Genomic DNA, 21,410 nt, shown 5'->3' with positions numbered 1-21,410 from the left:
CGGCAGGGGCCTTCCTGGTAATGCCCCTTGCCGAGCATGGCTCGGCACTACACGTTGGGTTTGTCGGTAAGGCCCCTTGCCGAGCATGGCTCGGCACTACCGCCTGCGGTCTACCGGCTGTGGCCCAGCACCAGTTCGATCACGAACTGGCTGCCGAAGAACGCCAGCAGCAGCAGCGCCATCGCGGTCAGCGTCCAGTGCACGGCCTTGCTGCCACGCCAGCCGTAACGGCGGCGGCCGATCAACAAGGTGCCGAACACGATCCAGGACAGCACGCTGAGCACGGTCTTGTGCACCAGCTTCTGCGCCAACAGATTGTCGACGAACAGCACGCCGGTCAGCAGGGTCAGGGTCAGCAGACAGAAACCAACCGTGATCGTGCGGAACAGCAGGGTCTCCAGGTCGGCCAGCGGCGGCAGGGCACGCAGCCAAGGGCGGAAGTCGCGGCGGCGCAAGGCCCGCTCCTGCAGCCACAACATGATCGCCAGCAGGGCTGCCACGCTCAGCGTGGCGTAGGCCAGCAGTGCCAGCCAGGCGTGGGTGGCCAGGCGCCAGCCCAGCAGCTTGCTCGGCTCATGGCCGTAGCCGTGGTAGGCCAGCAGCAGGATCGCCGCCATCGGGAACACCACCACGCCCAGCGCCGACATACGCCCGCGTGCGCCAACCACGGCGGTCAATGCCGCCATGCCCAGGCCTACCAGCGACAACGCCGCGAAGAAGTGCATGTCCGGGCCACCGGCCGTTTTCATCGCCACCATCAGGTGGTAGCCAGCGTGCAACAGCACGGCGGCGATGGTGGGTGCCAGCCAGTTTCGCGACGGTGGACTGCGCTCGCCGGCCAGTCCGCGGATCAGCAGGGCGGTGGACGCCAGATAGAGTGCAGTGGCGATGAGAACGATTGTCATCGCTGCAGTTTCGCATACAGGCCCGTCGCTGGCGATCTGAACCGGCGGTGGCGGCGGCTGGCCGTTATACTAACTGCCTCTGTTTCCACGATTTCCGCAGGTTCCGTCGCATGTTCGAGTCACTGACCCAGCGCCTTTCCGGCACCATCGAGCGCCTGCGTGGGCGCGGCCGCCTGACTGAAGAAAACATCCGCGAGGCCACCCGTGAGGTGCGCATCGCCCTGCTGGAGGCCGATGTGGCCCTGCCAGTGGTGCAGGCCCTGATCGAGAAGATCAAGGTCCGCGCGGTTGGCCAGGAGGTGCTCAAGTCGCTGACCCCGGGCCAGGCCCTGATCAAGGTGGTACGCGATGAGCTGACCGCGGTGATGGGCGCGCAGGCCACCGACCTGAATCTCAATGTGCCGGCGCCGGCCATCATTTTGATGGCGGGCCTGCAGGGTGCCGGCAAGACCACCACGGTCGGCAAGCTGGCCAAGCACCTGAAGGAAAAGCGCAAGAAGAAGGTGATGGTGGTATCTGCCGACGTTTACCGTCCGGCCGCCATCGAGCAGTTGAAGACCCTGGCAGAACAGGTCGGCGTGCTGTTCTTCCCGTCCGCGCCGGACCAGAAGCCGGTGGACATTGTCCGTGCCGCCATCGATGACGCGCGCAAGTCCTTCGCCGACGTGCTGTTGGTTGATACCGCCGGCCGCCTGGCCATCGACGAAGCGATGATGGCCGAGATCAAGGCCCTGCACGCGGCGGTCAACCCGGCTGAAACCCTGTTCGTGGTCGATGCGATGACCGGTCAGGACGCCGCCAACACCGCCAAGGCCTTCGGTGAAGCGTTGCCGCTGACCGGCGTGGTGCTGACCAAGACCGATGGTGACGCCCGTGGCGGTGCCGCGCTGAGCGTGCGCTACATCACCGGCAAGCCGATCAAGTTCACCGGTACCGGTGAAAAGGTCGACGGCCTGGATGTGTTCCACCCGGAACGTGTGGCCAGCCGCATCCTCGACATGGGCGACGTGCTGTCGCTGGTCGAGCAGGTTGAGCAGCAGGTCGACAAGGACAAGGCGCAGAAGCTGGCCGAGAAGGTCGCCAAGGGCAAGAAGTTCGACCTGAACGACATGCGCGACCAGTTGGAACAGATGCAGAACATGGGCGGCATCGGTGGGCTGATGGACAAGCTGCCGGGCCTGGGGCAGATCCCCGAACACCTCAAGGCGCAGGTCAGCCAGAGCAAGGAAGTGCCGCGCATGATCGCCATCATTGGCTCGATGACCAAGAAGGAGCGGCGCAACCCGGGCCTGCTCAATGGCTCGCGCCGTGCCCGTATCGCGCGTGGCTCCGGCACCCAGCCGGCCGACGTCAACAAGCTGATGAAGCAGTACATGCAGATGGAAAAAATGATGGGCAAGCTTGCCGGTGGCGGCATGAAGGGCATGATGCGCAACATGAAGGGCATGCTCGGCGCCATGAGCGGCAAGGGCGGCCTGCCGTTCCGTTGATCACAACGGATTCCAACCGATAAAAAAGGAGTGGTGCATGAACAACAGGATGTATCTGGTATTGGCGGTGTTGGCGCTGGGCGCGTGTGGTGAAGACCGCTCGATCTCGCAGAAAGCCGGCAGTGCGATCAGCGGCACTGCTACCGATTTTGTCGCGGGCCTGGGCGAAGGCGTCGACAAGCGCATGGCGCTCAAGCTCGATGTGGCGCCGGAAGTCGTCAGCAATGGCATGACCGTGACCCTGGGCAAGAGCCGTGGCATGGGCTCCAAGGACGCCTCGGTCTACGTGGTGGCAAGCAAGCCGTACAAGGGTGTATTTCTGGCGCGTGCATTGGACGAGTCGGGCGCCGAAATTGGCCGCTCGCGGGTGGAAGTGGATTTCCCCGCCGATGATGCGCAGTATGTGAACTTCACCTTCAACGAAGAGATGGACAGCCAGCTGGTGCGCTCCTACGCCCTCTCGCTACGCTGAGCGGCTTGGCTACCGGCGGCACGATCACCGCCATGCACAACGCCGTCATTTCAGCCCGGACCGAAGCGTTCTGCCAACGCTTCGGTCTTGAACTTCCGATCCTGTTGGCACCAATGGCTGGCGCCTGTCCGGTGCCGCTGTCTGCCGCACTTGCCAATGCCGGCAGCATGGGCGCGATGGGCGCGGTGCTGTCCACGCCAGAACAGATCACACAATGGATGCATGCATTCGGCCAGCAGTCGCAGGGGCCGGCGCAGGTCAATCTATGGGTGCCGGATCCTGCGCCGCAGCGCGATCCTTCTGCCGAAGCGGCTACACGCGAGTTTCTGGCGCAATGGGGACCTGCGGTTGCGACAGAAGCGGGCGATGCCGGTCCTGCCGATTTCGATGCCCAGTTCGACGCGCTGATTGCCGCCCGGCCAGCGGTCGCGTCAACCATCATGGGGGTATTCACTGCCGCACAGGTGGCACGGCTGCAGGCCGCCGGCATTGCCTGGTTCGCCTGCGTGACCACCTTGAGCGAAGCGCTGCAAGCGCAGGCTGCCGGTGCCGATGCGGTGGTCGCGCAGGGCATGGAGGCTGGCGGCCATCGCGGCGCGTTTGATGCCGCACAGGCCGAACGGCAGATGGTCGGCTTGTTTGCCTTGCTGCCGCGCCTGGTCGATCACCTGAGCGTGCCGGTGATCGCCGCTGGCGGCATTGCCGATGGTCGCGGTGTCGCGGCCGCCTTGATGTTGGGCGCCAGCGCAGTGCAGCTGGGTACGGCATTCCTGGCCGCCGACGAATCCGATGTTCCTGCGGCGTGGAAGCAGGCGTTGGCGGTTGCCGAGCCCGAAGCCACGCGTGCGACGCGGGCCTTCAGTGGCCGACTTGGACGTGCCCTGGATACCGCTTATGTGCGTGCGGCCGAGGCGGTCGATGCGCCAGCGCCACGGCCCTATCCGGTGCAGCGCGGACTGACCGCTGGCATGCGCAGGCAGGCCAATGCCGCCAATCGGCTCGATGCAATGCAGGCATGGGCAGGACAGTCGGCATGGATGGCCAAGCGCGCGCCTGCAGCGCAGATTCTGCGTGCCATGTGGGCGCAGACGCAGGCGTTGCCATGAGCGTGCTGTTCTGCAATGGACAGCTGGCCGATGCCGGCGCCTTGAGTGCGGCGCTGGTCAACTACGGTCACTTCACTTCATTGCAGGTGCGCGCTGGGGCGGTGCAGGGCTGGGCGCTGCACCTTGAGCGCTTGCAGCAGGGTACGCGCGAGCTGTTTGCGGTTGAACTGGATGCTGCGCAGGTACTGGCATGGCTGCAGCAGGCGTTGCGGCAGCTGGATACGGCGGACGCCTCGGTCCGGATCACGGTGTTCTCGCGACAGTTTGATTTCCGCCAGCCGCTGCGTGCGGTACCGGTGGATGTATTGGTCGGTGTTGGTGCACCGGCACAGATTCCAGCGCTTGCGCGCTCCGTGCTGCCACTGCGCTATCAACGCGAGTTGGCACATATCAAGCACGTGGGGACGTTCCCGCTGTTCCAGCTGCGCCGGCAGGCACTGCAACGTGGGTTTGACGACGCGTTGTTTGTCGATGCGCAAGGGCGCATCAGCGAAGGCACAACCTGGAACCTGGCATTGTGGGACGGCGCGCAGGTGTACTGGCCGCAGGCCTCGGCGCTGCGTGGCAGCGCCGAACGTCTGCTCATGGACGGCTTGGCTGCACTGGGCCAGACGCAGGTCAATGCTGAAGTGCAGCTGTCGACGCTGGCCCGGTTCAGCGGCGCAGCGGCGTTCAATGCCTCTGGTATCTGGCCGTTGGCAGCGATTGGTGAATACCCGCTGGCGCAATCCGAAGTGCTGTTGGCGCATCTGCAACAGGCGCTGGCACGGACCCCCTGGCTGCCGCTCTAGCGCGGTGCGTGGGGTGAATGCAGTTGCTCATCGTGCGGGCGCATGTGGATGCGCGGCGGCGGTGCACTGCGCGTATTCCTGTTGGCTCAGTTTCTGGTCTTTGTTGATGTCGCAACGATGCAGCCGTGCCGCTACGCCCGGAGGGTAGACGTCGATCTCGGACATGGTGACGACGCCATCCTTGTCTTTGTCCAGCTGGGTATAGCTGGGCAAGCTGCTGTCAGCTGCAGGTGGTGCGGCTTGCGCCAATGAACAGCCGCCAGCAAGGAGCATGGTGGCCACGAATAGTTGTGTTGGGTGGGACATGCGCATCACGGTTTCCTCGCAGCCGGACCACCCGGCTGTCTGCCGCCCTAGCAGGCGCTGGCGCGTCTTTGCACAATGTGAAAAAAGGCGGACGGGTGCGTTTGCCGGGAACCAGGATTCATTCGCGGTTGGCAGGTGGCAGCAGGCGGTTGCTGATTCCCGGCATACGGCGCGCGTGTTATTGATCTCCCATGCACAACTATATGGCGTTGGGGTGTTGGCATGATGTTTGATCTGGCTTGGCCGCAGGCCCCCTTGCAATGGGCGGTGACGGTGCTGGTTTTCATCGCGCATCTATTGGTTGCGGCGCGCGCGCTGACCCGGCCGAATCGAGCACCGGCATCACGCGCGGCGTGGGTGACAGTGATCATGCTGGCACCGGTGCTGGGCATGTTTGCCTACCTGCTATTGGGCGAAACCAGTATCGGGCGTGCACGTTCACGGCGCCTGCAGCAGACGGTTCGAATGCTGCAGGCACAGGGCGATCCGTCCAGCAGCGTCTTCGCCGAAGCCGGTGGCAAGGCGGCGTCCTTGTTCGCCCTGGCACAATCGATCAATGGCTTTGCGCCACAGCAGGGCAACCGGATCATGCTGTTGGGTGCAGCGCAGGCAGCGGCTGCTGCGCCCATGGAGGACTGCCGTGCGGCCATCGATCAGCTGGTGCGGGACATCGGCCAGGCGCAACAGAGCGTGCATATCGCTTTTTACATCTGGCTTGATGATGGCGCGGGCGGCCGCGTTGCTGACGCGGTGGCGTCCGCTGCCGGGCGCGGTGTGGCCTGCAGGGTGATGGTGGATGCGTTGGGTTCGCGCGCGTTCAGTGGCAGCCCACGCTGGTCACAACTGCAGCAGGCCGGGGTCAAACTGGTGCGCACCCTGGATGATCTGACCCGGCTACAACACGTGGCCTTCAGCCGCATGGATCTGCGTGATCACCGCAAGATCGTGGTCATCGACAACTGCATCGCCTATTGCGGCAGCCAGAACTGTGCCGATCCGGAGTTCCGGGTCAAACCAGGTTACGCGCCATGGATAGACCTGCTGCTGCGCTGCGAAGGCCCGGTGGTTGCGCAGGTCCAGCGGCTGTTCCTCAGTGGCTGGATTCCTGAAACCGGTGAGCAGGGACTGGACACTTACGCGGTGGCAACGCCGCAGCCGCAGTTCGACGATGGCGGTCTGGCAATGGCGTTTGAAACAGGCCCGGTTACCCGCCACAACGCGATGACCGATATGTTCGTGGCCTGCATCTATGCGGCGCGGCATGAATTGATCATCAGCACGCCGTATTTCGTGCCGGACGAAGCGCTGCTGCGCGCGATCTGCGCGGCACCGCGGCGTGGCGTGCGCACGCGGGTGATCTTTCCCAAACGCAATGACTCCTGGCTGGTGGGGCAGAGCAGTCGCAGCACTTATGCCGACCTGCTGCAGTGTGGCGTGGAGGTCTACGAGTATCCGCTGGGCCTGCTGCACGCCAAGTCATTGACCGTGGATGGAGAGATCGCACTGATCGGCTCGGCCAATATGGACCGGCGCAGTCTGGAGTTGAACTTCGAGAACAATCTGCTGATTGCCGACAATGCGGTCACCGCCAGCATCGTGCAGCGGCAGGAAGGCTATCTGTCGGTATCCGAGCCGGTGCTGTTGTCGCAGGTGATGGCGTGGCCGCTGGCCACGCGCTTGGTGCGCAACGCCGTGGCGATGATGTCGCCGGTGTTGTGATTGGCCTGGATCAAGCGGCTGGCGCGCTGTCGCCGCGCAGCAGGCCCATGAACTCACCGAACAGGCGCCGATCGATCAGGCGTCCGCGGTCGTTGGCCAGGATTTCAATGGCGCGCTGCATCGGCATGGGGCCACGATACGGGCGCTGCGAGGTCATCGCATCGAAGCCATCAACGATGGTCAGGATGCGCGACTCAAGCGGGATGTCTTCGCCCTGCAGGCCGTGCGGATAGCCACTGCCATCCCATGCTTCGTGATGATGGCGGATCAGCTTGGCAACCGCTTTGGCGTCACTGCGGCCGGTGGCGGCAAACAGGCGTGCACCGCGTTCCGGATGGGTGCGCATCGCCGAGACTTTTTCTTCGTCCAACTTGCCCGGATGCAGCAGGACGTCGTCGCGTATACCGATCTTGCCGACATCGTGGAAGCGCGCAGCCAGCACGAGATGGCCGATGCGCTCTTCGGACAGGTCACAGCGGCGGCCCATGGCCTGGGCGAGTTGCGAGACGCGATCGCAATGGTGGTCGGTATAGCTGTCGCGCTGGTCCAGCGCAGCGGCCAATACATCGATGGCACAGGAGCTGTCTTCCGGTGGATGCGACAGGCCCACAGGCGTGGTGATGGTCAACATGAGTGCGGAGCCGCGTGGGGGCGGCTGCGAGCGTAAGAGAGGGGGCGTTATTTTCAACGCCCTTTCACCTTCACGCAATCTTTACCCTTTGATCTATTCAGCTGTGTGCCGGACGCAGCGTGGTCAACAACGCACGCGCGGCGTTGAAGCGGTCCGCGCTTTCCGGCAGCGGATGCTTGATGCGCAGTTTGTCCGGGCCATCCATTTGATACAGCTTGGGTTGCTTCTGGATCAGCTGTATCACCACCATCGGGTCGATGTTGGGCTTGCTGTCGAACACGATGCGGCCACCGTTCTCGCCCAGCTCCAGCTTGCGGATGCCCAGTTCGTTGGCCTGCAGCTTGAGCTCGGCGATGGCGAACAGATGCTTGACCGGATCCGGCAACAGGCCGAAGCGATCAATCATTTCCACCTGCAGTTCGCGCAGGCGCTCGCTGTCGCGTGCCGAGCTGATGCGCTTGTACAGGGTCAGGCGGGTATGCACATCCGGCAGGTAGTCTTCCGGAATCAAGGCCGGCACATGCAGTTCGACGTCGGCACCGCGTGCTTCTTCGCCTGCATCCAGATCCGGCAGCTTGCCCGACTTGATCGAACGCACCGCGCGTTCCAATAGCTCGGTGTACAGGCTGAAGCCGATCTCGGCCATCTGCCCGCTCTGGTCTTCACCCAGCAGCTCACCAGCACCACGGATCTCAAGATCGTGGGTGGCCAGGGTGAAGCCTGCGCCCAGTTCATCCATCGAGGCGATGGCATCCAGGCGCTTCTGCGCATCCGGTGTGATCGAGCGTTTGTCCGGCACCAGCAGATAGGCGTACGCACGATGGTGCGAGCGACCAACGCGGCCACGCAGCTGATGCAGCTGCGCAAGACCAAAGCGGTCGGCACGGTTGATGATGATGGTGTTGGCGTTGGGGATGTCGATGCCGGACTCGATGATGGTACTGGCCAGCAGCACGTTGAAGCGCTGCTTCTGGAAATCCAGCATCACCCGTTCCAGCTCGCGTTCGGGCATCTGCCCATGGGCCATGCCGATACGCGCCTCGGGCACCAGCTCGGACAACTCGCGCTGCATCCGGCCCATGCTTTCCACATCGTTGTGCAGGAAGTACAGCTGGCCACCACGCGACAACTCGCGCTGGAAGGCCTCGCGCAGCTGCGCGTTGTCCCAGGCAGTGACGAAGGTTTTGACCGCCAGGCGGTTCGGTGGCGGCGTGGCGATGATCGATAGATCACGCAGACCGGCCATGGCCATGTTCAAGGTGCGCGGGATCGGCGTAGCGGTCAGGGTCAGCAGGTGCACGTTGGCGCGCATCGCCTTCAGCGCTTCCTTCTGGCGCACGCCAAAGCGCTGCTCTTCATCGACGATGACCAGGCCCAGGTCCTTGAACTTCACGTCCGGCTGCAGCAGGCGATGCGTGCCGATGATGACATCGATCGTGCCTTCGGCAACCTTGTCCAGCTCGGCCTTGATTTCCTTGCTGGTCTTGAAGCGCGACAGCACTTCCACCCGCAGCGGATAGTCGGCGAAGCGGTCGCGGAAGTTGCGGTAGTGCTGTTCGGCCAGCAGCGTGGTCGGCACCAATACGGCGACCTGCTTGCCACCACTTGCCGCAGCGAACGCCGCGCGCAGAGCGACTTCGGTCTTGCCGAAGCCGACGTCACCGCAGACCACGCGGTCCATCGGTTGGCTGGATTGCAGGTCACGGAGCGTCGCTTCGATCGCAGCCTGCTGATCAGGTGTTTCCTCGAACGGGAAGCCGGCCGCGAACGGCTCGTACAGCGAGCGGTCGATATCCAATGCCAGACCGGCACGGGCGCGGCGACGCGCCTGGATTTCCAGTAGCTCGGCGGCAACGTCGCGGACCTTCTCGGCCGCCTTGCGCTTGGCCTTGGCCCATTGCTCGCCGCCAAGCGAATGCAGCGGCGCGGTTTCCGGCGACGCGCCGGAGTAGCGGCTGATCAGGTGCAGCTGCGCGACCGGCACATACAGGCGGTCGCCCTTGGCGTATTCGATCTCGAGGAACTCGCCGGGCATGCCACCGACGTCCATCGCGATCAATCCGCGGTAGCGGCCAACGCCATGATCTTCATGGACGATGGGCGCACCTTCGGTCAGCTCGCCAAGGTCACGGATGATGGACTCGGGCTCGCGCCCGGCACGACGCGTACGCCGCGCCTGTCCCGCACGCTCCGGGAACAGCTGGCGCTCGGTAAGCACGGCCAAGGCCGGCTCGCTGAGCGCAAAGCCGTCATCCAGTGGTGCAACGGTAATGGCGAACTTGAGCCCCTCTCCCTTGGGGAGAGGGGTTGGGGAGAGGGTAGGGGGCGCAAGCCCACCAGCTGTCTGGCTCTTGCCAGCAGCCTTACCCCCATCCGACCCTTCGGGCCACCTTCCCCCGATGGGGGAAGGCAGGAAGTCGTTGAAGCTGCCTACAACCTCAGGCCGCAACTCAGCCGCCTGCAACACTTCCAACAAGGCCTCACGCCGTCCCGGCGAATCGGCCGCGATCAACACCCGACCCGGGTAATGCTCGATGAAGGACTTCAATGCCTGCCCCGCCGGCGCATCCTTGGCGGCGACCGGCAACGGCGGCAGCGGCTGGTCACCCAGCGGCTGTGCCTCGGCGGCGCGCGGATGATCGGCCGCGCAGACTTCCACGCGCGGCAGTTTGTTGAACTGCTCGCGCAGCTTGTCCGGTGACTGGTAGATCTCGTCCGGCGGCAGCAGCGGCCGCTCGATATCGTGGCGACGCTGTTCGTAGCGGCTGTTGGTCTGCAGCCAGAACGCATCGGAGGCGTCGCTGACGCCGCTGCCAAGCACGGTCATGAAGCCGTCCGGCAGGTAGTCGAACAGCGTCGCGGTCTGCTTGAAGAACAGCGGCAGCATGTATTCGATGCCAGAAGGCGCCAGGCCAGCCTTCAGGTCCTGATACAGCGGACTGCGCCGGGTATCCACGTCGAAGCGTTCGCGCAACGTGGCCAGCACCATGTTGAGGCTGGCTTCGTCCATCGGCACTTCGCGGCCGGGCAGCATCTTTACCGCAGTGACCTTGTCCAGCGAGCGCTGCGATTCCGGGTCGAACTCGCGGATGGAGTCGATGTCCTCGTCCAGCAGCTCGATGCGCAGCGGCGCCTCGGCGCCCATCGGATAGACATCGAGCAGGCCGCCACGCACGGCGAAATCACCCGGGTCCATGACCTGCACCACATTGCGGTAGCCGGCGCTTTCCAGGCGGCGCTTTTCAGCGTCCATGTCCAGGCGCTGACCAACCTTGAGGTCGAAGCTGCCACCGACGATGTAGCTCAGCGGCGCCAAGCGCTGCAGCAGGGTCTGCACCGGCACCACGACGATGCCTTGTTTCAGTGTCGGCAGCCGGTGCAGGGCGGCAAGACGCTGCGAAATGATGTCCGGGTGCGGGCTGAACTGATCGTAGGGCAGGGTTTCCCAATCCGGGAACGGTACCACCGGCAGCGAGCTGTCTGTACCCAGCAGGGTCTGCAGATCAGCTACCAGCTGATGCGCGCTGTGGTTGTCGCGTGTTACCAGCAGCAGCGGTTTGGCGTGTGCCTGCGCCGCGCAGGCGACATGCCAGGCCAGCGCACTGCTGGAAGCCGGGGCGCGCCACCAGGCGCGGAGCTGGCCCGAACGGGGCAGCGGCGGAATGGGGTAGGTAATAGGCGACATGAACCGCGAATTTTACCAGATGCGCCCTTGCTGCCAGTCCAAGCCAGATCTGATGTGCGCAGCAGGGCAGCGCGCAGGCCCAGGATGCGACAGGCGCCATGTCGGCGCCTGTCGGTGAGTCGAGTCTGGAATGCCCGCTCAGGTAGCCAGTTCGAGCACCATCCGCACCAGTCCTGGGGCGGCTGCCGGGTGTGGCACCTGCTTGAAGCCCAGCGAAGCGGCCAGTTGCAGCATCGGCTCATTGTCCTGGGCGATATCGCCGTACAGGCGGTCCAGGTACTTGCCGCGCGCCCATTTGACCAGTTTGCGCATCAGCTGCCGACCCAGACCCTGACCAGCGAGGAAGCCGCTGACCAGGATCGCGTATTCGGCATCGCGGGTGCCCGGGATGATGGAGGCGCGGGCTACCGCGCCCACTACCGCCTCGCCAGGCGGCAGCGGCTCGGCCGCGACCAGCGCGATCTCGGTCTTGGGATTGGGGTGGGTCAAGCGCTGTGTGGTCTCATCAGAAAGTGATTCCACCGACTGCAGGAACTTGCCGCGCACTTCTTCCGGCCCGAACAGGGCAAACGCGCCCTGCAGCGGCGCACCGTCTTCAGGGCGGATGGGTCGTATCAGCAGCTCACGGCCGCTGGGTGCCTTGAAATTTTCATGCCACGGGGGCATGCGGTTGCGAGTTGCCATGACTACGTTTCCTCCAAAGTCGCCTGATTCTGTCACCGTGGCTGCTACGTTCTGTGAACGCGGTCCAAAGCGGCTGCAGATTGGCGGCGCTGCCTGTCATTCGGGCGTCTTCAGCCACTCCAGCCGGGTCGAGGTGCCGGTTTCACCCAGATACTGCTTCAGGACCGGCAAGGCCGGGGCCAGCACCTGCTCAAATTGCCATGGCGGGTTCAGCAACAGCATCCCGCTACCATTCAGACGCAGCGGGGAGTCGTCGGCCCTCACCATGAATTCGGCAACCAGGATGGACTTGGCCGGCAGCGCGGCCGCCTTGCGGAAGAACGGCTGCAGGGTGCGGCGTTGCTTGATCGGGTACCAGACCGCGCACTGCGCCTGGGGCATCCGGGTCAGGATCTCACGCAGGGTTGAGATGATCAGCGGGTACTCGGCGTCCTGCACCTCATAGGGCGGGTCGATCAGCACCAGCGCCCGGCCGATCTTGATGGCGCCGCTCTTGGGCGGGATGAAGGCGCGGATGGCTTCGTAGCCGTTGCCAGCGTGTACCTGTACCCGGCGGTCGTGGGCAAACAGCTCCTTGAGTGCGGTGACCTCATCCTTCTGCAGCTCACAGGCGGCCATACGGTCCTGTTCGCGCAGGGCGCGGGCGGCCAGCAGCGGTGAGCCAGGGTAGGAGATCAAGGCGCCAACCGGGTTGTCGGCCTGCACCGCGCGCAGGTAGTGCTCCACCACTTCGGGCAGCGACGGGGTGGTCATCAGTCGCAGCACGCCTTCATCGATCTCGGCGGTTTTGCGGCTTTCCTCGGCGGACAGCAGGTAACGGCCGCGGCCGGCATGCGTGTCCAGCACGAAGAACGGCGAGTCTTTGCGCTTGAGCGCGTCGATCATCGCCAACATGACGATGTGCTTGAGAACGTCGGCGTGGTTGCCGGCGTGGAAGGCGTGGCGATAATTCATCGGCGAAGTTTACGGCTTGCAGCGTGGTGTGGGCGTTTTCATTGGTGGGTGCTGGCTGGGCGAAAGCGCGCAAGGGGGCGCTGAAGGGCGATCTGGCCCACTCCAGGGCCTGTCGATTGCTGCCTGCCGCTGGCGTCTGCAGCAAGGCCAGCTATGCTGATGCAATGTCCAGCCAACCCGCCCGGGTACTCGTCGTCGAAGACGAGGCCGCCATCGCCGACACCCTTCTTTATGCACTGCGCAGCGAAGGCTATGCCGCCAATCATTGCGCCTTGGGCCGCGAAGCTTTGGCCTTGCTGCGCCAGGACGGCGCTGATGTGGTGGTGCTGGATGTCGGCCTGCCTGACCTCGGCGGCTTTGAGGTTTGCCGTGAACTGCGCACCTTCAGCCAGGTGCCGGTGATCTTCCTCACCGCCCGCAATGACGAGTTCGACCGTGTGCTGGGCCTGGAGCTGGGCGCCGACGACTATGTGACCAAACCGTTCTCGCCCCGCGAAATGGTGGCCAGGGTGCGCGCGCGGCTGCGCCGGGCCACGGTTGCCGCGCCGGTTGCAACGGAGGCGGGCGGCTGGAAGCAGCTTGGCCGGTTCGCGATAGATCACGAAGGGCGCCGCATCCGCTACGACGAGGCGCTGCTGGACCTGACCCGCTACGAGTACGCCTTGCTGGCGGCGCTGCTGCAGCGGCCCGGGGCGATCCTGAGCCGGGCGCAGTTGATGGAGCGTGGCTGGGACCATGCCAGCGACAGCACCGACCGTACCGTCGATACCCACGTCAAGACCCTGCGCGCAAAGCTGCGTGCGGCCGGCGCGCAGGGCGAGCCGATCCGCACCCATCGTGGCGTCGGCTACGCCCTGGATGTGTGACCGATGCGGATCGGGCTGAAGCTGTTCCTGGGGTTCTTCCTGATTGTCGGCATCGCCGCGTTCTTCGTGATGCGGGTGTTCGTCAACGAAGTGAAGCCCGGGGTGCGCCAGGCGATGGAGTCCACCCTGGTGGACGCGGCCAATGTGCTGGCGGTGATGGCTGCGCCGGATCTGAAGGCCGGCCACATCGGCGACGGTGACTTCGCCGCGCGCCTGGCCACCGCCCAGCGCCGCGACCCCAAGGCGATGGTGTGGCGCTTTCCCAAGCGCAGCATCGATTACCGGGTGACGGTGACCAATGCACAGGGCATCGTGGTCTATGATTCGCGCGGGCAGGATGTGGGCCGCGACAACTCGCGTTGGAATGATGTCTACAAAACCCTGCGTGGAGAGTATGGCGCGCGTTCCAGCCCGCAGATCCCCGGTGACGAAACCAATACGGTGATGCACGTGGCCGCGCCGATGTACGACCCGGACGATGGCCGCACCTTGATTGGGGTGCTGACGCTGTCCCAGCCCAACGACACCATCGATCCGTTCATCGTTGCCAGCCAGCGCGCCATCATCGCGCGCGGTGCCTGGCTGATCGGGCTGTCGGCGCTGATCGGCCTGTTGATGACCTGGTGGCTGTCGCGTGGCATCAGCGGCCTCAGCCGTTATGCCAAGGCGGTGAGTGCTGGTGAACTGGTGCCACCGCCGAAGCGGCGCCGCGACGAGATCGGCGACCTCGGCCAGGCGCTGGAAACCATGCGCCGCAAGCTCGAAGGCAAGGCCTATGTCGAGCAGTACGTGCAGTCGCTGACCCATGAAATGAAGAGCCCGCTGGCGGCGATACGTGGCGCTGCCGAGTTGCTGCAGGAGCCGTTGCCGGAAGCCGACCGGCAGCGCTTTGCCGCCAACATCGTGCAGCAGGAGCGGCGCCTGACCGAAACCATCGACCAGCTGTTGCGACTGGCCGAGGTTGAACAGCACGGCTGGCTGCAGCGGCGTACCGAGGTGGATCTGGTCGCGGTCTGCCGCGCGCTGGCCGAGGATGCGGCGCCACGCCTGCAGGCCGGGCAGATCCACCTGGATCTGGACCTGCCGGAACAGGCAGCGGTGCAGGGCGATGCCTTCCTGCTGCGACAGGCGCTTTCGAATCTGCTGGACAACGCGATTGCCTTCTCCGCACCAGGCAGCGGCATCGTGCTGAGTGTGCAGCGCCAACAACAGATCTGGCGCATTGCCGTTCGCGACAATGGTCCCGGTGTGCCGGAGTACGCGCAGGAGCGGGTGTTCGAGCGCTTCTACTCGCTGGCACGGCCAGCTACCGGCCAGCGCAGTTCCGGTCTGGGCCTGCCGTTCGTGGCCGAGGTGGCGCGCCTGCATGGCGGTGTTGCGCAGTTGGGCAATCATCCTGATGGCGGCGCAGAGGCGCGCTTGTTGCTGCCGGCCGGCTGACTTCACATTCGCTTCAAACTCGCCACAAACCCTGCTCACCAGCGGCGCTCAACCTGTCCCTGTTTCCATACGAGGACGGGACATGACTTCCCTGAAACTGCTGTTGCGCTTCGCCATTGTCGGCGGGCTGGTGTTGTTGCTGCTGATTCCCCTGCTGCTGATCCGCAGCACCATCAATGAGCGTGAGCGTTACCGCGACCAGGCGGTCGAACGGGTATCGCAGAGCTGGGCTGGCGAGCAGTCGCTGATCGGTCCGGTGCGGGTGCTGCCGTGGACCCAGCAGCGCGAAGTGGACATTCCGGCCGAAGGCGACAAACCGCGCCGCACCGAGTTGCGTGTCGAAAGCGGCTACGACCTGCAGATGCCGACGCGCTTGAACGTGCAGGGCAATATGCGTACCGATGAGCGCACCGTGGGTCTGTTCAAGGTGCCGGTCTACAACTGGCAGGCCAAGCTGCAGGCCGAGTTCGCCGAAACCAGCTATGCCGCGGTGCCGGGACGGACCTATGGCAACCCGTATCTGGCCATGGGCATCTCCGACGTGCGCGGTCTGGTAGGCACGCCGAACCTGCGTGTCGACGGCCGTGCGATCCAGTTGAAGCCGGGTGCTGGGGTATTGGAGGGAACCTCCAAGGGCCTGCATGCAACGCTGACGCCATTGCCGGATTCGATGCAGGGCGTGTTGCGCGAGGGCAGCAAGGTTGAACTGGAGTTCGTGCTGGGCGGCACGCGTTCGCTGGCGATTGCACCGGTGGGTGACGATACCCGGGTTGCCTTGTCTTCGACCTGGCAGCACCCCTTGTTTGGCGGCAGTTTCCTGCCCAACGAGCGCAGTATCGATACCAGCGGCTTCAAGGCGGAGTGGGCGGTGTCTTCGCTGGCGTCGGCGGCGCAGTCGCAGCTGGCCCAGGCCATCCGCAGTGACGGCAGCAATGTCGAGGTCCTCAACGTGGCCTTGGTGGACCCGGTGGACACCTATACGCAGGTGGACCGGGCCAGCAAGTACGGCATCCTGTTCGTGCTGCTTACCTTCGTTGGCTTTGCGCTGTTCGAGCTGATCAAGCAGCTGAAGATCCATCCGCTGCAGTACCTGCTGGTTGGCCTGGCGTTGGCGATCTTCTTCCTGCTGTTGCTGAGCTTGTCCGAGCAGATTGCATTCTGGAAGGCCTATCTGGTCGCGGCGGCGGCGTGTATCGGCTTGCAGGGCTTCTATCTGAGTGGGGTGCTGCACAGCTGGAAGCGCGGTGTCGGTTTCGCGACGATGCTGACCATGTTGTACGGCGTGCTGTATGTGCTGCTGGTTTCGGAGAACAACGCATTGCTGATGGGCTCGCTGCTGCTGTTCGGCATCCTCGCCGCGATCATGTGGATTACCCGCAAGGTCGATTGGTACGAGTTGAGCAATCGTGCGGTGAGCAGGCAGGCCTGATCTGGCAGCTGCGATGACGGGGCGGGGTGGCGTCGGCCATCCCGCCTCTTTCGCAGGGAGGAATGACATGAATCGTGCATTGATCCATCGCCGCGCGCAGCGCTTGTTGCCGGCGGGTATCGAGACCTGCGGGCTGTTGCACTTCGGCTTGGCGCCGGGGCAGGTGGAGCGGGCGTTGCTTGGCAGTGTGTTTGCTGGTGGGCAGGCACAAGGGGTTGTGGCGCTGCGCTTGTCGTTGTCGACGGCGTTGGCGATCCGGCGCAAGGGGCTGCGGTACTTCGGGTCAGGGGATTGGGTGTATTCGGCGTTTGCGGCTGCGAGTGCTTCATTCATTGCCGAGGTGTTGCCGCCTGGGCATGGGGCGGGTTATTCGGCGGTGGCATTGGATGGGCGTGCGTGGTTTGTGGTGCTGCCGGTGGAGCGCTTGGTGATTTACGGGTGGTGGGAGTGAGTTGGCTGTTGGCGGCAGACGAGGGTCAAGCCGTGTAGCACTCCCTTCTCCCGCTTGCGGGAGAAGGTGCCCGGAGGGCGGATGAGGGGAGCTTTTAGCTTTGGCGTTTGCTGTTGACCAATAGCCAAAATCAAAGTCCAAGCCAAAGCGGGAGCAAGGGCTTTCACTCCCCTTCGGGGAGCGAGTTACTTTTCTTTGCTTGTGCAAAGAAAAGATAACCAAAAGAGGCGCTCTTCAACAGCCGAATGGCTGGTCAAGCACACCCTGCCTCCGCGCCCACGCCGCTGCGCGACGCGGGTTCACTCCGCTGGCAGGATTTTTCGACGATACATCCTTGTATCGTCGAAAAACGATGCACATCCATGTGCGCCGCCCCGTTCGGGGTCTTGTCTGCCAGCTCCGTCGCTTCGGAAGGGGCCCGGTAAGTCAATGGCGGAAGCAATAGCAACAGCAACAGCGGCAACGGCAACGGCGACGGCGACAACAAGCGCAACGACTGTGGGCTGATACGGATCGGGGGTGCGCACCCCTTGAGAACTGCCGGGATGTGCTCCGAAAGCCAATGCCCTTGATCGGCAAAGTCGGCGGCAGCCTGCGCTAGCGTATGTGCTGGTGACTCGCGCGGACTGAATCGCCCCGTTGTTGCCAAACCATGACCATTGGCCGACTCGGCAGCTGCTGTTCACTGGCTAGACTCGGTGGTTTGTCGTCATTGGGCCTTGGGCCGGGGAAAGCATGATCAAGCGGGGATTGTTGGCGTTGTGCATGGGCTTGGCGGTGAGCGCTACGGCGCAGGCGGCCGAGCAGGTGGATCTGGACATGGTCAGCAAGATCCGTCAGGAGGCGTTCCACCGTTCGCAGGTGATGGATACCTTCAGCCATCTGACCGAAACCATCGGCCCGCGCCTGAGCAATTCGCCGGCCATGACCCAGGCCAATGCCTGGAGCCGTGGCAAGTTCAACGAGTGGGGCCTGGTCAATGTGCACGACGAGGCCTTTGAGGACTTCGGGCGCGGTTGGGAATTCACCTCGGCCAGCGTCGAGATGCTGGGCCAGCGCGTACAGCCGCTGCATGCCTTGCCCAAGGCGTGGACGCCAGGCACCAATGGTGCGGTGGAAGGGGAGCTGATCCAGGTCGATATCAAGAAGCTGGCTGACCTTGAGAAGTACAAGGGCAAGCTGCGCGGCAAGATCCTGCTGCTGGGTGATGCGCGCGAATACAAGCGTGGCACCGAGTCCGATTCGCACCGCCACGATGCAACTTCGTTGGAAGGCCTGCAGGCCTTCACCATCCCGAAGACTGCGGAAGAGGATCGCGCAAAGCGGTTGAAGGAATTCAACGAGCGCCAGGAGCTGACCAACGCGGTCAATGCGTTCTTCATCGATGAAGGTGCGCTGGCGTCGATCAGTATCAGTGGCTGGGACAACGGCATCATCCGTGTGGCTGGCGGTGGTTCGCGCAAAGCTGGCGAGTCGGTGGGCATTCCGGAACTGGCGATGATCGCCGAGCATTTCAATCCGTTGGTGCGTGCGCTCAAGGACAAGCAGACGGTGAAGCTGCGGGTGAACGTGGATGCGCGCTTCACCGACGACACCAATCAGCCTGGCCATAACACGCTGGCCGAGATCCGCGGCAGCAGCAAGGCCGACGAGATCGTGATGCTGGGTGCGCACATGGACTCCTGGCACACAGGCACGGGTGCGGCTGACAACGCTGCCGGCGTGGCGGTGATGATGGAGGCGATGCGCATCCTCAAGGCGGTGGGGGCCAAGCCCAAGCGTACGATCCGCGTGGGTCTGTGGAGTGGTGAGGAACAGGGCCTGGTTGGTTCGCAGGCGTATGTAGCGCAGCACTTTGCGCGTTATCCGGAGCCGGCTGATGCGACACAGAAGGCGCTGCCGGCGTCGTTGCGTGAGCCGACGGGCCCGCTGCAGAAGCTGCGCGATTACGAGAAGTTCCAGGTCTACTTCAACATGGACAATGGTTCGGGGCGGTTCCGTGGCATCTATGCGCAGGAAAACATGGCGGCGATGCCGATCTTCGAGGCGTGGTTGAAGCCGTTCAACGATGTGGGTGCAACCACGGTGGTGTCGCGTAACACCGGCAGCACGGACCACATCAGTTATGACCGGGTGGGCCTGCCGGGCTTCCAGTTCGTGCAGGATCGTCTGGATTACTTCAGCAATGTGCATCACAGCCATCTGGACACCTGGGACCACGCCGAGGCGGAGGATCTGAAGCAGGCGGCGGCGATCGTTGCATCGTTCGTCTATAACGCTGCGATGCGCGAGGAGCGCTTCCCGCGCAAGCCGTTGTTGGAGAAGTGAGTTAGCCGGATTTGCTTGAAGGAAGGGCCGCATTGCGGCCCTTCTGCTTTTGGGAAAGAGCAAGCAAGCTCGATGCTTCCCTTCTCCCGCGCGCGGGGGAAGGTGCCCGGAGGGCGGATGGGGGGAGCTTTGGCTTTGGCTTCGGTTGTTGCTGTAAGCAACAGCAAGATCAAGATCAAGAGCTTTCACTCCCCTGCGGGGAGCGAGTTACTTCTCTTTGCTTGTGCAAAGAGAAGGTAACCAAGAGAAACACACCCTGCCTCCGCGCCCCCGCCGCTGCGCGGCGCGGGTCCACTCCGCTGGCAGGGTTTTTTGCCCGCAACCGGCCGGGGGGGCGGAAAACACCGCCCCACACCGGGGGGACCCCCCGGCGGGGGGGGGGGGGGGTCCACTCCGGGGGCTGTATTTTTCGCCGAGACATCCGTGTCTCGTCTAAAAACGACGCACATCCCTGTGCGTCGCCCCGTGCGGGGTCTTGTCTGCCAGCTCCGTCGCTGCGGAAGGGGCCCGGTAAGGCAAAGGCAGGAGCAACGGCAACGGCCGAAGCCGAAGCCAAAGCCGAAGCCGAAGCCGAAGCCGCCCTCACCCCGATCCTCTCCCGTGAACGGGAGAGGGGCTTACAGCTGAAGGATGCGGGCTTTGCTGCGTTTTCTGGCCGGTGCGCGTAGGGCTGAAGCGGGTTCGAAGCACCGGCAGGGGGGAAAAGGTAAAATGCCCCGATTCCCACTTCTGCGCCCGTCATGACCGTCCGTACCCGCTTTGCCCCCAGTCCCACCGGCTACCTGCATATTGGTGGCGCCCGCACCGCGCTGTATTGCTGGCTGGAGGCGCGTCACCGTGGCGGTGAGTTCGTGCTGCGCATTGAAGATACCGACCGTGAGCGCTCTACCCAGGCCGCCATCGATGCCATCCTCGAGGCGATGGATTGGCTGGGGCTGGGCTATGACGAAGGCCCGATCTACCAGACCGACCGCGTCGCCCGTTACAAGGAAGTGGCCGAGCAGCTGATCGCCTCCGGCAAGGCTTATTACGCCTACGAGACCAAGGAAGAGCTGGACGCCATGCGCGAGGCTGCCATGGCCAAGCAGGAAAAGCCGCGCTACAACGGCGCAGCCCGCGAGCTCAACCTGCCGTACAAGGACGACCCGAACCGCGTCATCCGCTTCAAGAACCCGCTTGAAGGCACGGTGCTGTTCGATGACCTGATCAAGGGCAATATCGAAATCGCCAACAGCGAGCTGGATGACATGGTCATCTTCCGCCCGGATGGCTACCCGACCTACAACTTCGCGGTGGTGGTCGACGATTGGGACATGAAGATCAATGAGGTCATCCGCGGTGATGACCACATCAACAACACCCCGCGCCAGATCAACCTGTATGAGGCCATCGGTGCGCCGGTGCCGAAGTTCGGCCACATGCCGATGATCCTGGACGAGCAGGGTGCCAAGCTGTCCAAGCGTACCGGCGCGGCCGACGTGATGCAGTACAAGGACGCCGGCTACCTGCCCGAGGCGCTGTTGAGCTACCTGGCCCGCCTGGGCTGGTCGCACGGTGACCAGGAGATCTTCACCCGCCAGGAACTGATCGACCTGTTCGATGTCACCAACTGCAACTCCAAGGCCGCACGCCTGGACATGGCCAAGCTGGGCTGGGTCAACCAGCACTTCCTGAAGACCGAGACGCCGGAGTCCATCGTTCCGCACCTGGTCTACCAGCTGGAAAAACTGGGCCTGGACATCAGCAAGGGCCCGGCCCCGGTCGATGTGGTCATCGCCCTGCGCGAGCGTGTGCAGACCCTGAAGGAAATGGCCGAGAAGGCCGTGGTCTGGTACACCCCGCTGAGCGAATACGACGACGCGGCGGTGGCCAAGCACTTCAAGGCTGGCGCCGAGGTTCCGCTGGCCAAGGCCCGCGAGCTGCTGGCAGCAGCTGAATGGACTGCCGAAGGCGTGTCCGTGGCACTGCACGAGGTGGCCGCGCAGCTGGAAATCGGCATGGGCAAGGTCGCTCAGCCGCTGCGCGTGGCCATCACTGGCACCCAGGTGAGTCCTGACATTTCCCATACCGTGTATCTGGCGGGGCGCGACGAGGCCTTGAAACGCATCGACGCCGCACTCATCAAGATCCCAACGGCCTGACCCCGAGGTAGA

17 protein-coding genes are annotated in these 21,410 nt (G+C 64.0%); 11 read left to right on the top strand and 6 right to left on the bottom strand.

Annotation, left to right across the window (positions count from 1 at the left end):
• Positions 1 to 110: 110 nt before the first annotated feature.
• On the bottom strand, positions 111 to 905 hold the full coding sequence (locus tag ACVOL0_RS06580; RefSeq protein ID WP_481548427.1) for a cytochrome C assembly family protein: 795 nt from the start codon (positions 903 to 905) through the stop codon (positions 111 to 113).
• Positions 906 to 1,015: 110 nt separating this feature from the next.
• Here ACVOL0_RS06580 and ffh point away from each other — a divergent pair, with 110 nt between their 5' ends.
• Genes ffh through ACVOL0_RS06560 form a run of 4 tightly spaced genes read left to right on the top strand, consistent with a single transcriptional unit; the run spans position 1,016 to position 4,764 of the window.
• Entirely contained in the window at positions 1,016 to 2,395 is a 1,380-nt protein-coding gene (gene ffh, locus ACVOL0_RS06575) for a signal recognition particle protein (protein WP_481548426.1), read from the top strand.
• A 37-nt stretch (positions 2,396 to 2,432) separates the two neighbouring features.
• Complete coding sequence (locus tag ACVOL0_RS06570) at positions 2,433 to 2,867, top strand: hypothetical protein (RefSeq protein WP_481548425.1); 435 nt, start codon at positions 2,433 to 2,435, stop codon at positions 2,865 to 2,867.
• 32 nt (positions 2,868 to 2,899) lie between these two features.
• Positions 2,900 to 3,973, top strand: coding sequence for an NAD(P)H-dependent flavin oxidoreductase (locus tag ACVOL0_RS06565; RefSeq protein WP_481548424.1), 1,074 nt, complete (start codon positions 2,900 to 2,902; stop codon positions 3,971 to 3,973).
• On the top strand, positions 3,970 to 4,764 hold the full coding sequence (locus tag ACVOL0_RS06560; RefSeq protein WP_481548423.1) for an aminotransferase class IV: 795 nt from the start codon (positions 3,970 to 3,972) through the stop codon (positions 4,762 to 4,764). The genes ACVOL0_RS06565 and ACVOL0_RS06560 overlap by 4 nt, the downstream gene beginning before the upstream one ends.
• Before the next feature lie 27 nt (positions 4,765 to 4,791).
• Here ACVOL0_RS06560 and ACVOL0_RS06555 read toward each other — a convergent pair whose 3' ends face one another.
• Entirely contained in the window at positions 4,792 to 5,076 is a 285-nt protein-coding gene (locus ACVOL0_RS06555; RefSeq protein ID WP_481548422.1) for an EF-hand domain-containing protein, read from the bottom strand.
• 216 nt (positions 5,077 to 5,292) lie between these two features.
• Here ACVOL0_RS06555 and cls point away from each other — a divergent pair, with 216 nt between their 5' ends.
• Positions 5,293 to 6,789, top strand: coding sequence for a cardiolipin synthase (gene cls / locus ACVOL0_RS06550; RefSeq protein ID WP_481548421.1), 1,497 nt, complete (start codon positions 5,293 to 5,295; stop codon positions 6,787 to 6,789).
• Between the two features lie 10 nt (positions 6,790 to 6,799).
• On the opposite strand, the gene ACVOL0_RS06545 is transcribed toward cls, so the two are convergent.
• The 4 genes from ACVOL0_RS06545 to ACVOL0_RS06530 form a co-directional block, all read right to left on the bottom strand.
• On the bottom strand, positions 6,800 to 7,420 hold the full coding sequence (locus ACVOL0_RS06545) for an HD-GYP domain-containing protein (RefSeq protein ID WP_481548420.1): 621 nt from the start codon (positions 7,418 to 7,420) through the stop codon (positions 6,800 to 6,802).
• A 97-nt stretch (positions 7,421 to 7,517) separates the two neighbouring features.
• A complete protein-coding gene (mfd, locus tag ACVOL0_RS06540) occupies positions 7,518 to 11,105 on the bottom strand; it encodes a transcription-repair coupling factor (protein WP_481548419.1) in 3,588 nt (1,195 codons plus the stop codon).
• A gap of 138 nt (positions 11,106 to 11,243) precedes the next feature.
• Positions 11,244 to 11,789, bottom strand: coding sequence for an N-acetyltransferase family protein (locus ACVOL0_RS06535; RefSeq protein WP_481548418.1), 546 nt, complete (start codon positions 11,787 to 11,789; stop codon positions 11,244 to 11,246).
• Positions 11,790 to 11,885: 96 nt separating this feature from the next.
• Positions 11,886 to 12,743, bottom strand: coding sequence for a 23S rRNA (adenine(2030)-N(6))-methyltransferase RlmJ (locus ACVOL0_RS06530; protein ID WP_481548417.1), 858 nt, complete (start codon positions 12,741 to 12,743; stop codon positions 11,886 to 11,888).
• 164 nt (positions 12,744 to 12,907) lie between these two features.
• Between ACVOL0_RS06530 and creB the strand changes: the two genes are divergently transcribed.
• The 6 genes from creB to gltX all read left to right on the top strand — a co-directional run bounded on the left by creB (position 12,908) and on the right by gltX (position 21,398).
• Positions 12,908 to 13,609, top strand: a complete 702-nt coding sequence (gene creB / locus ACVOL0_RS06525; protein ID WP_481548416.1) for a two-component system response regulator CreB — start codon at positions 12,908 to 12,910, stop codon at positions 13,607 to 13,609.
• A gap of 3 nt (positions 13,610 to 13,612) precedes the next feature.
• A complete protein-coding gene (gene creC / locus ACVOL0_RS06520) occupies positions 13,613 to 15,049 on the top strand; it encodes a two-component system sensor histidine kinase CreC (RefSeq protein ID WP_481548415.1) in 1,437 nt (478 codons plus the stop codon).
• Positions 15,050 to 15,131: 82 nt separating this feature from the next.
• Positions 15,132 to 16,478 carry a cell envelope integrity protein CreD gene (gene creD, locus ACVOL0_RS06515; protein WP_481548414.1) on the top strand — a complete coding sequence of 449 codons (1,347 nt, stop codon included), beginning with the start codon at positions 15,132 to 15,134 and terminating at the stop codon, positions 16,476 to 16,478.
• Between the two features lie 67 nt (positions 16,479 to 16,545).
• Positions 16,546 to 16,929: a hypothetical protein gene (locus ACVOL0_RS06510; RefSeq protein WP_481548413.1), complete on the top strand. Its 384-nt coding sequence runs from the start codon at positions 16,546 to 16,548 to the stop codon at positions 16,927 to 16,929.
• 735 nt (positions 16,930 to 17,664) lie between these two features.
• Complete coding sequence (locus tag ACVOL0_RS06505) at positions 17,665 to 19,257, top strand: M20/M25/M40 family metallo-hydrolase (protein ID WP_481548412.1); 1,593 nt, start codon at positions 17,665 to 17,667, stop codon at positions 19,255 to 19,257.
• A 740-nt stretch (positions 19,258 to 19,997) separates the two neighbouring features.
• A complete protein-coding gene (gene gltX / locus ACVOL0_RS06500; protein WP_481548411.1) occupies positions 19,998 to 21,398 on the top strand; it encodes a glutamate--tRNA ligase in 1,401 nt (466 codons plus the stop codon).
• Positions 21,399 to 21,410: the final 12 nt, after the last annotated feature.

It is taken from the genome of Stenotrophomonas sp. STEN021 (assembly GCF_056760175.1).
This window is presented reverse-complemented; position numbering and strand designations above follow the sequence as displayed.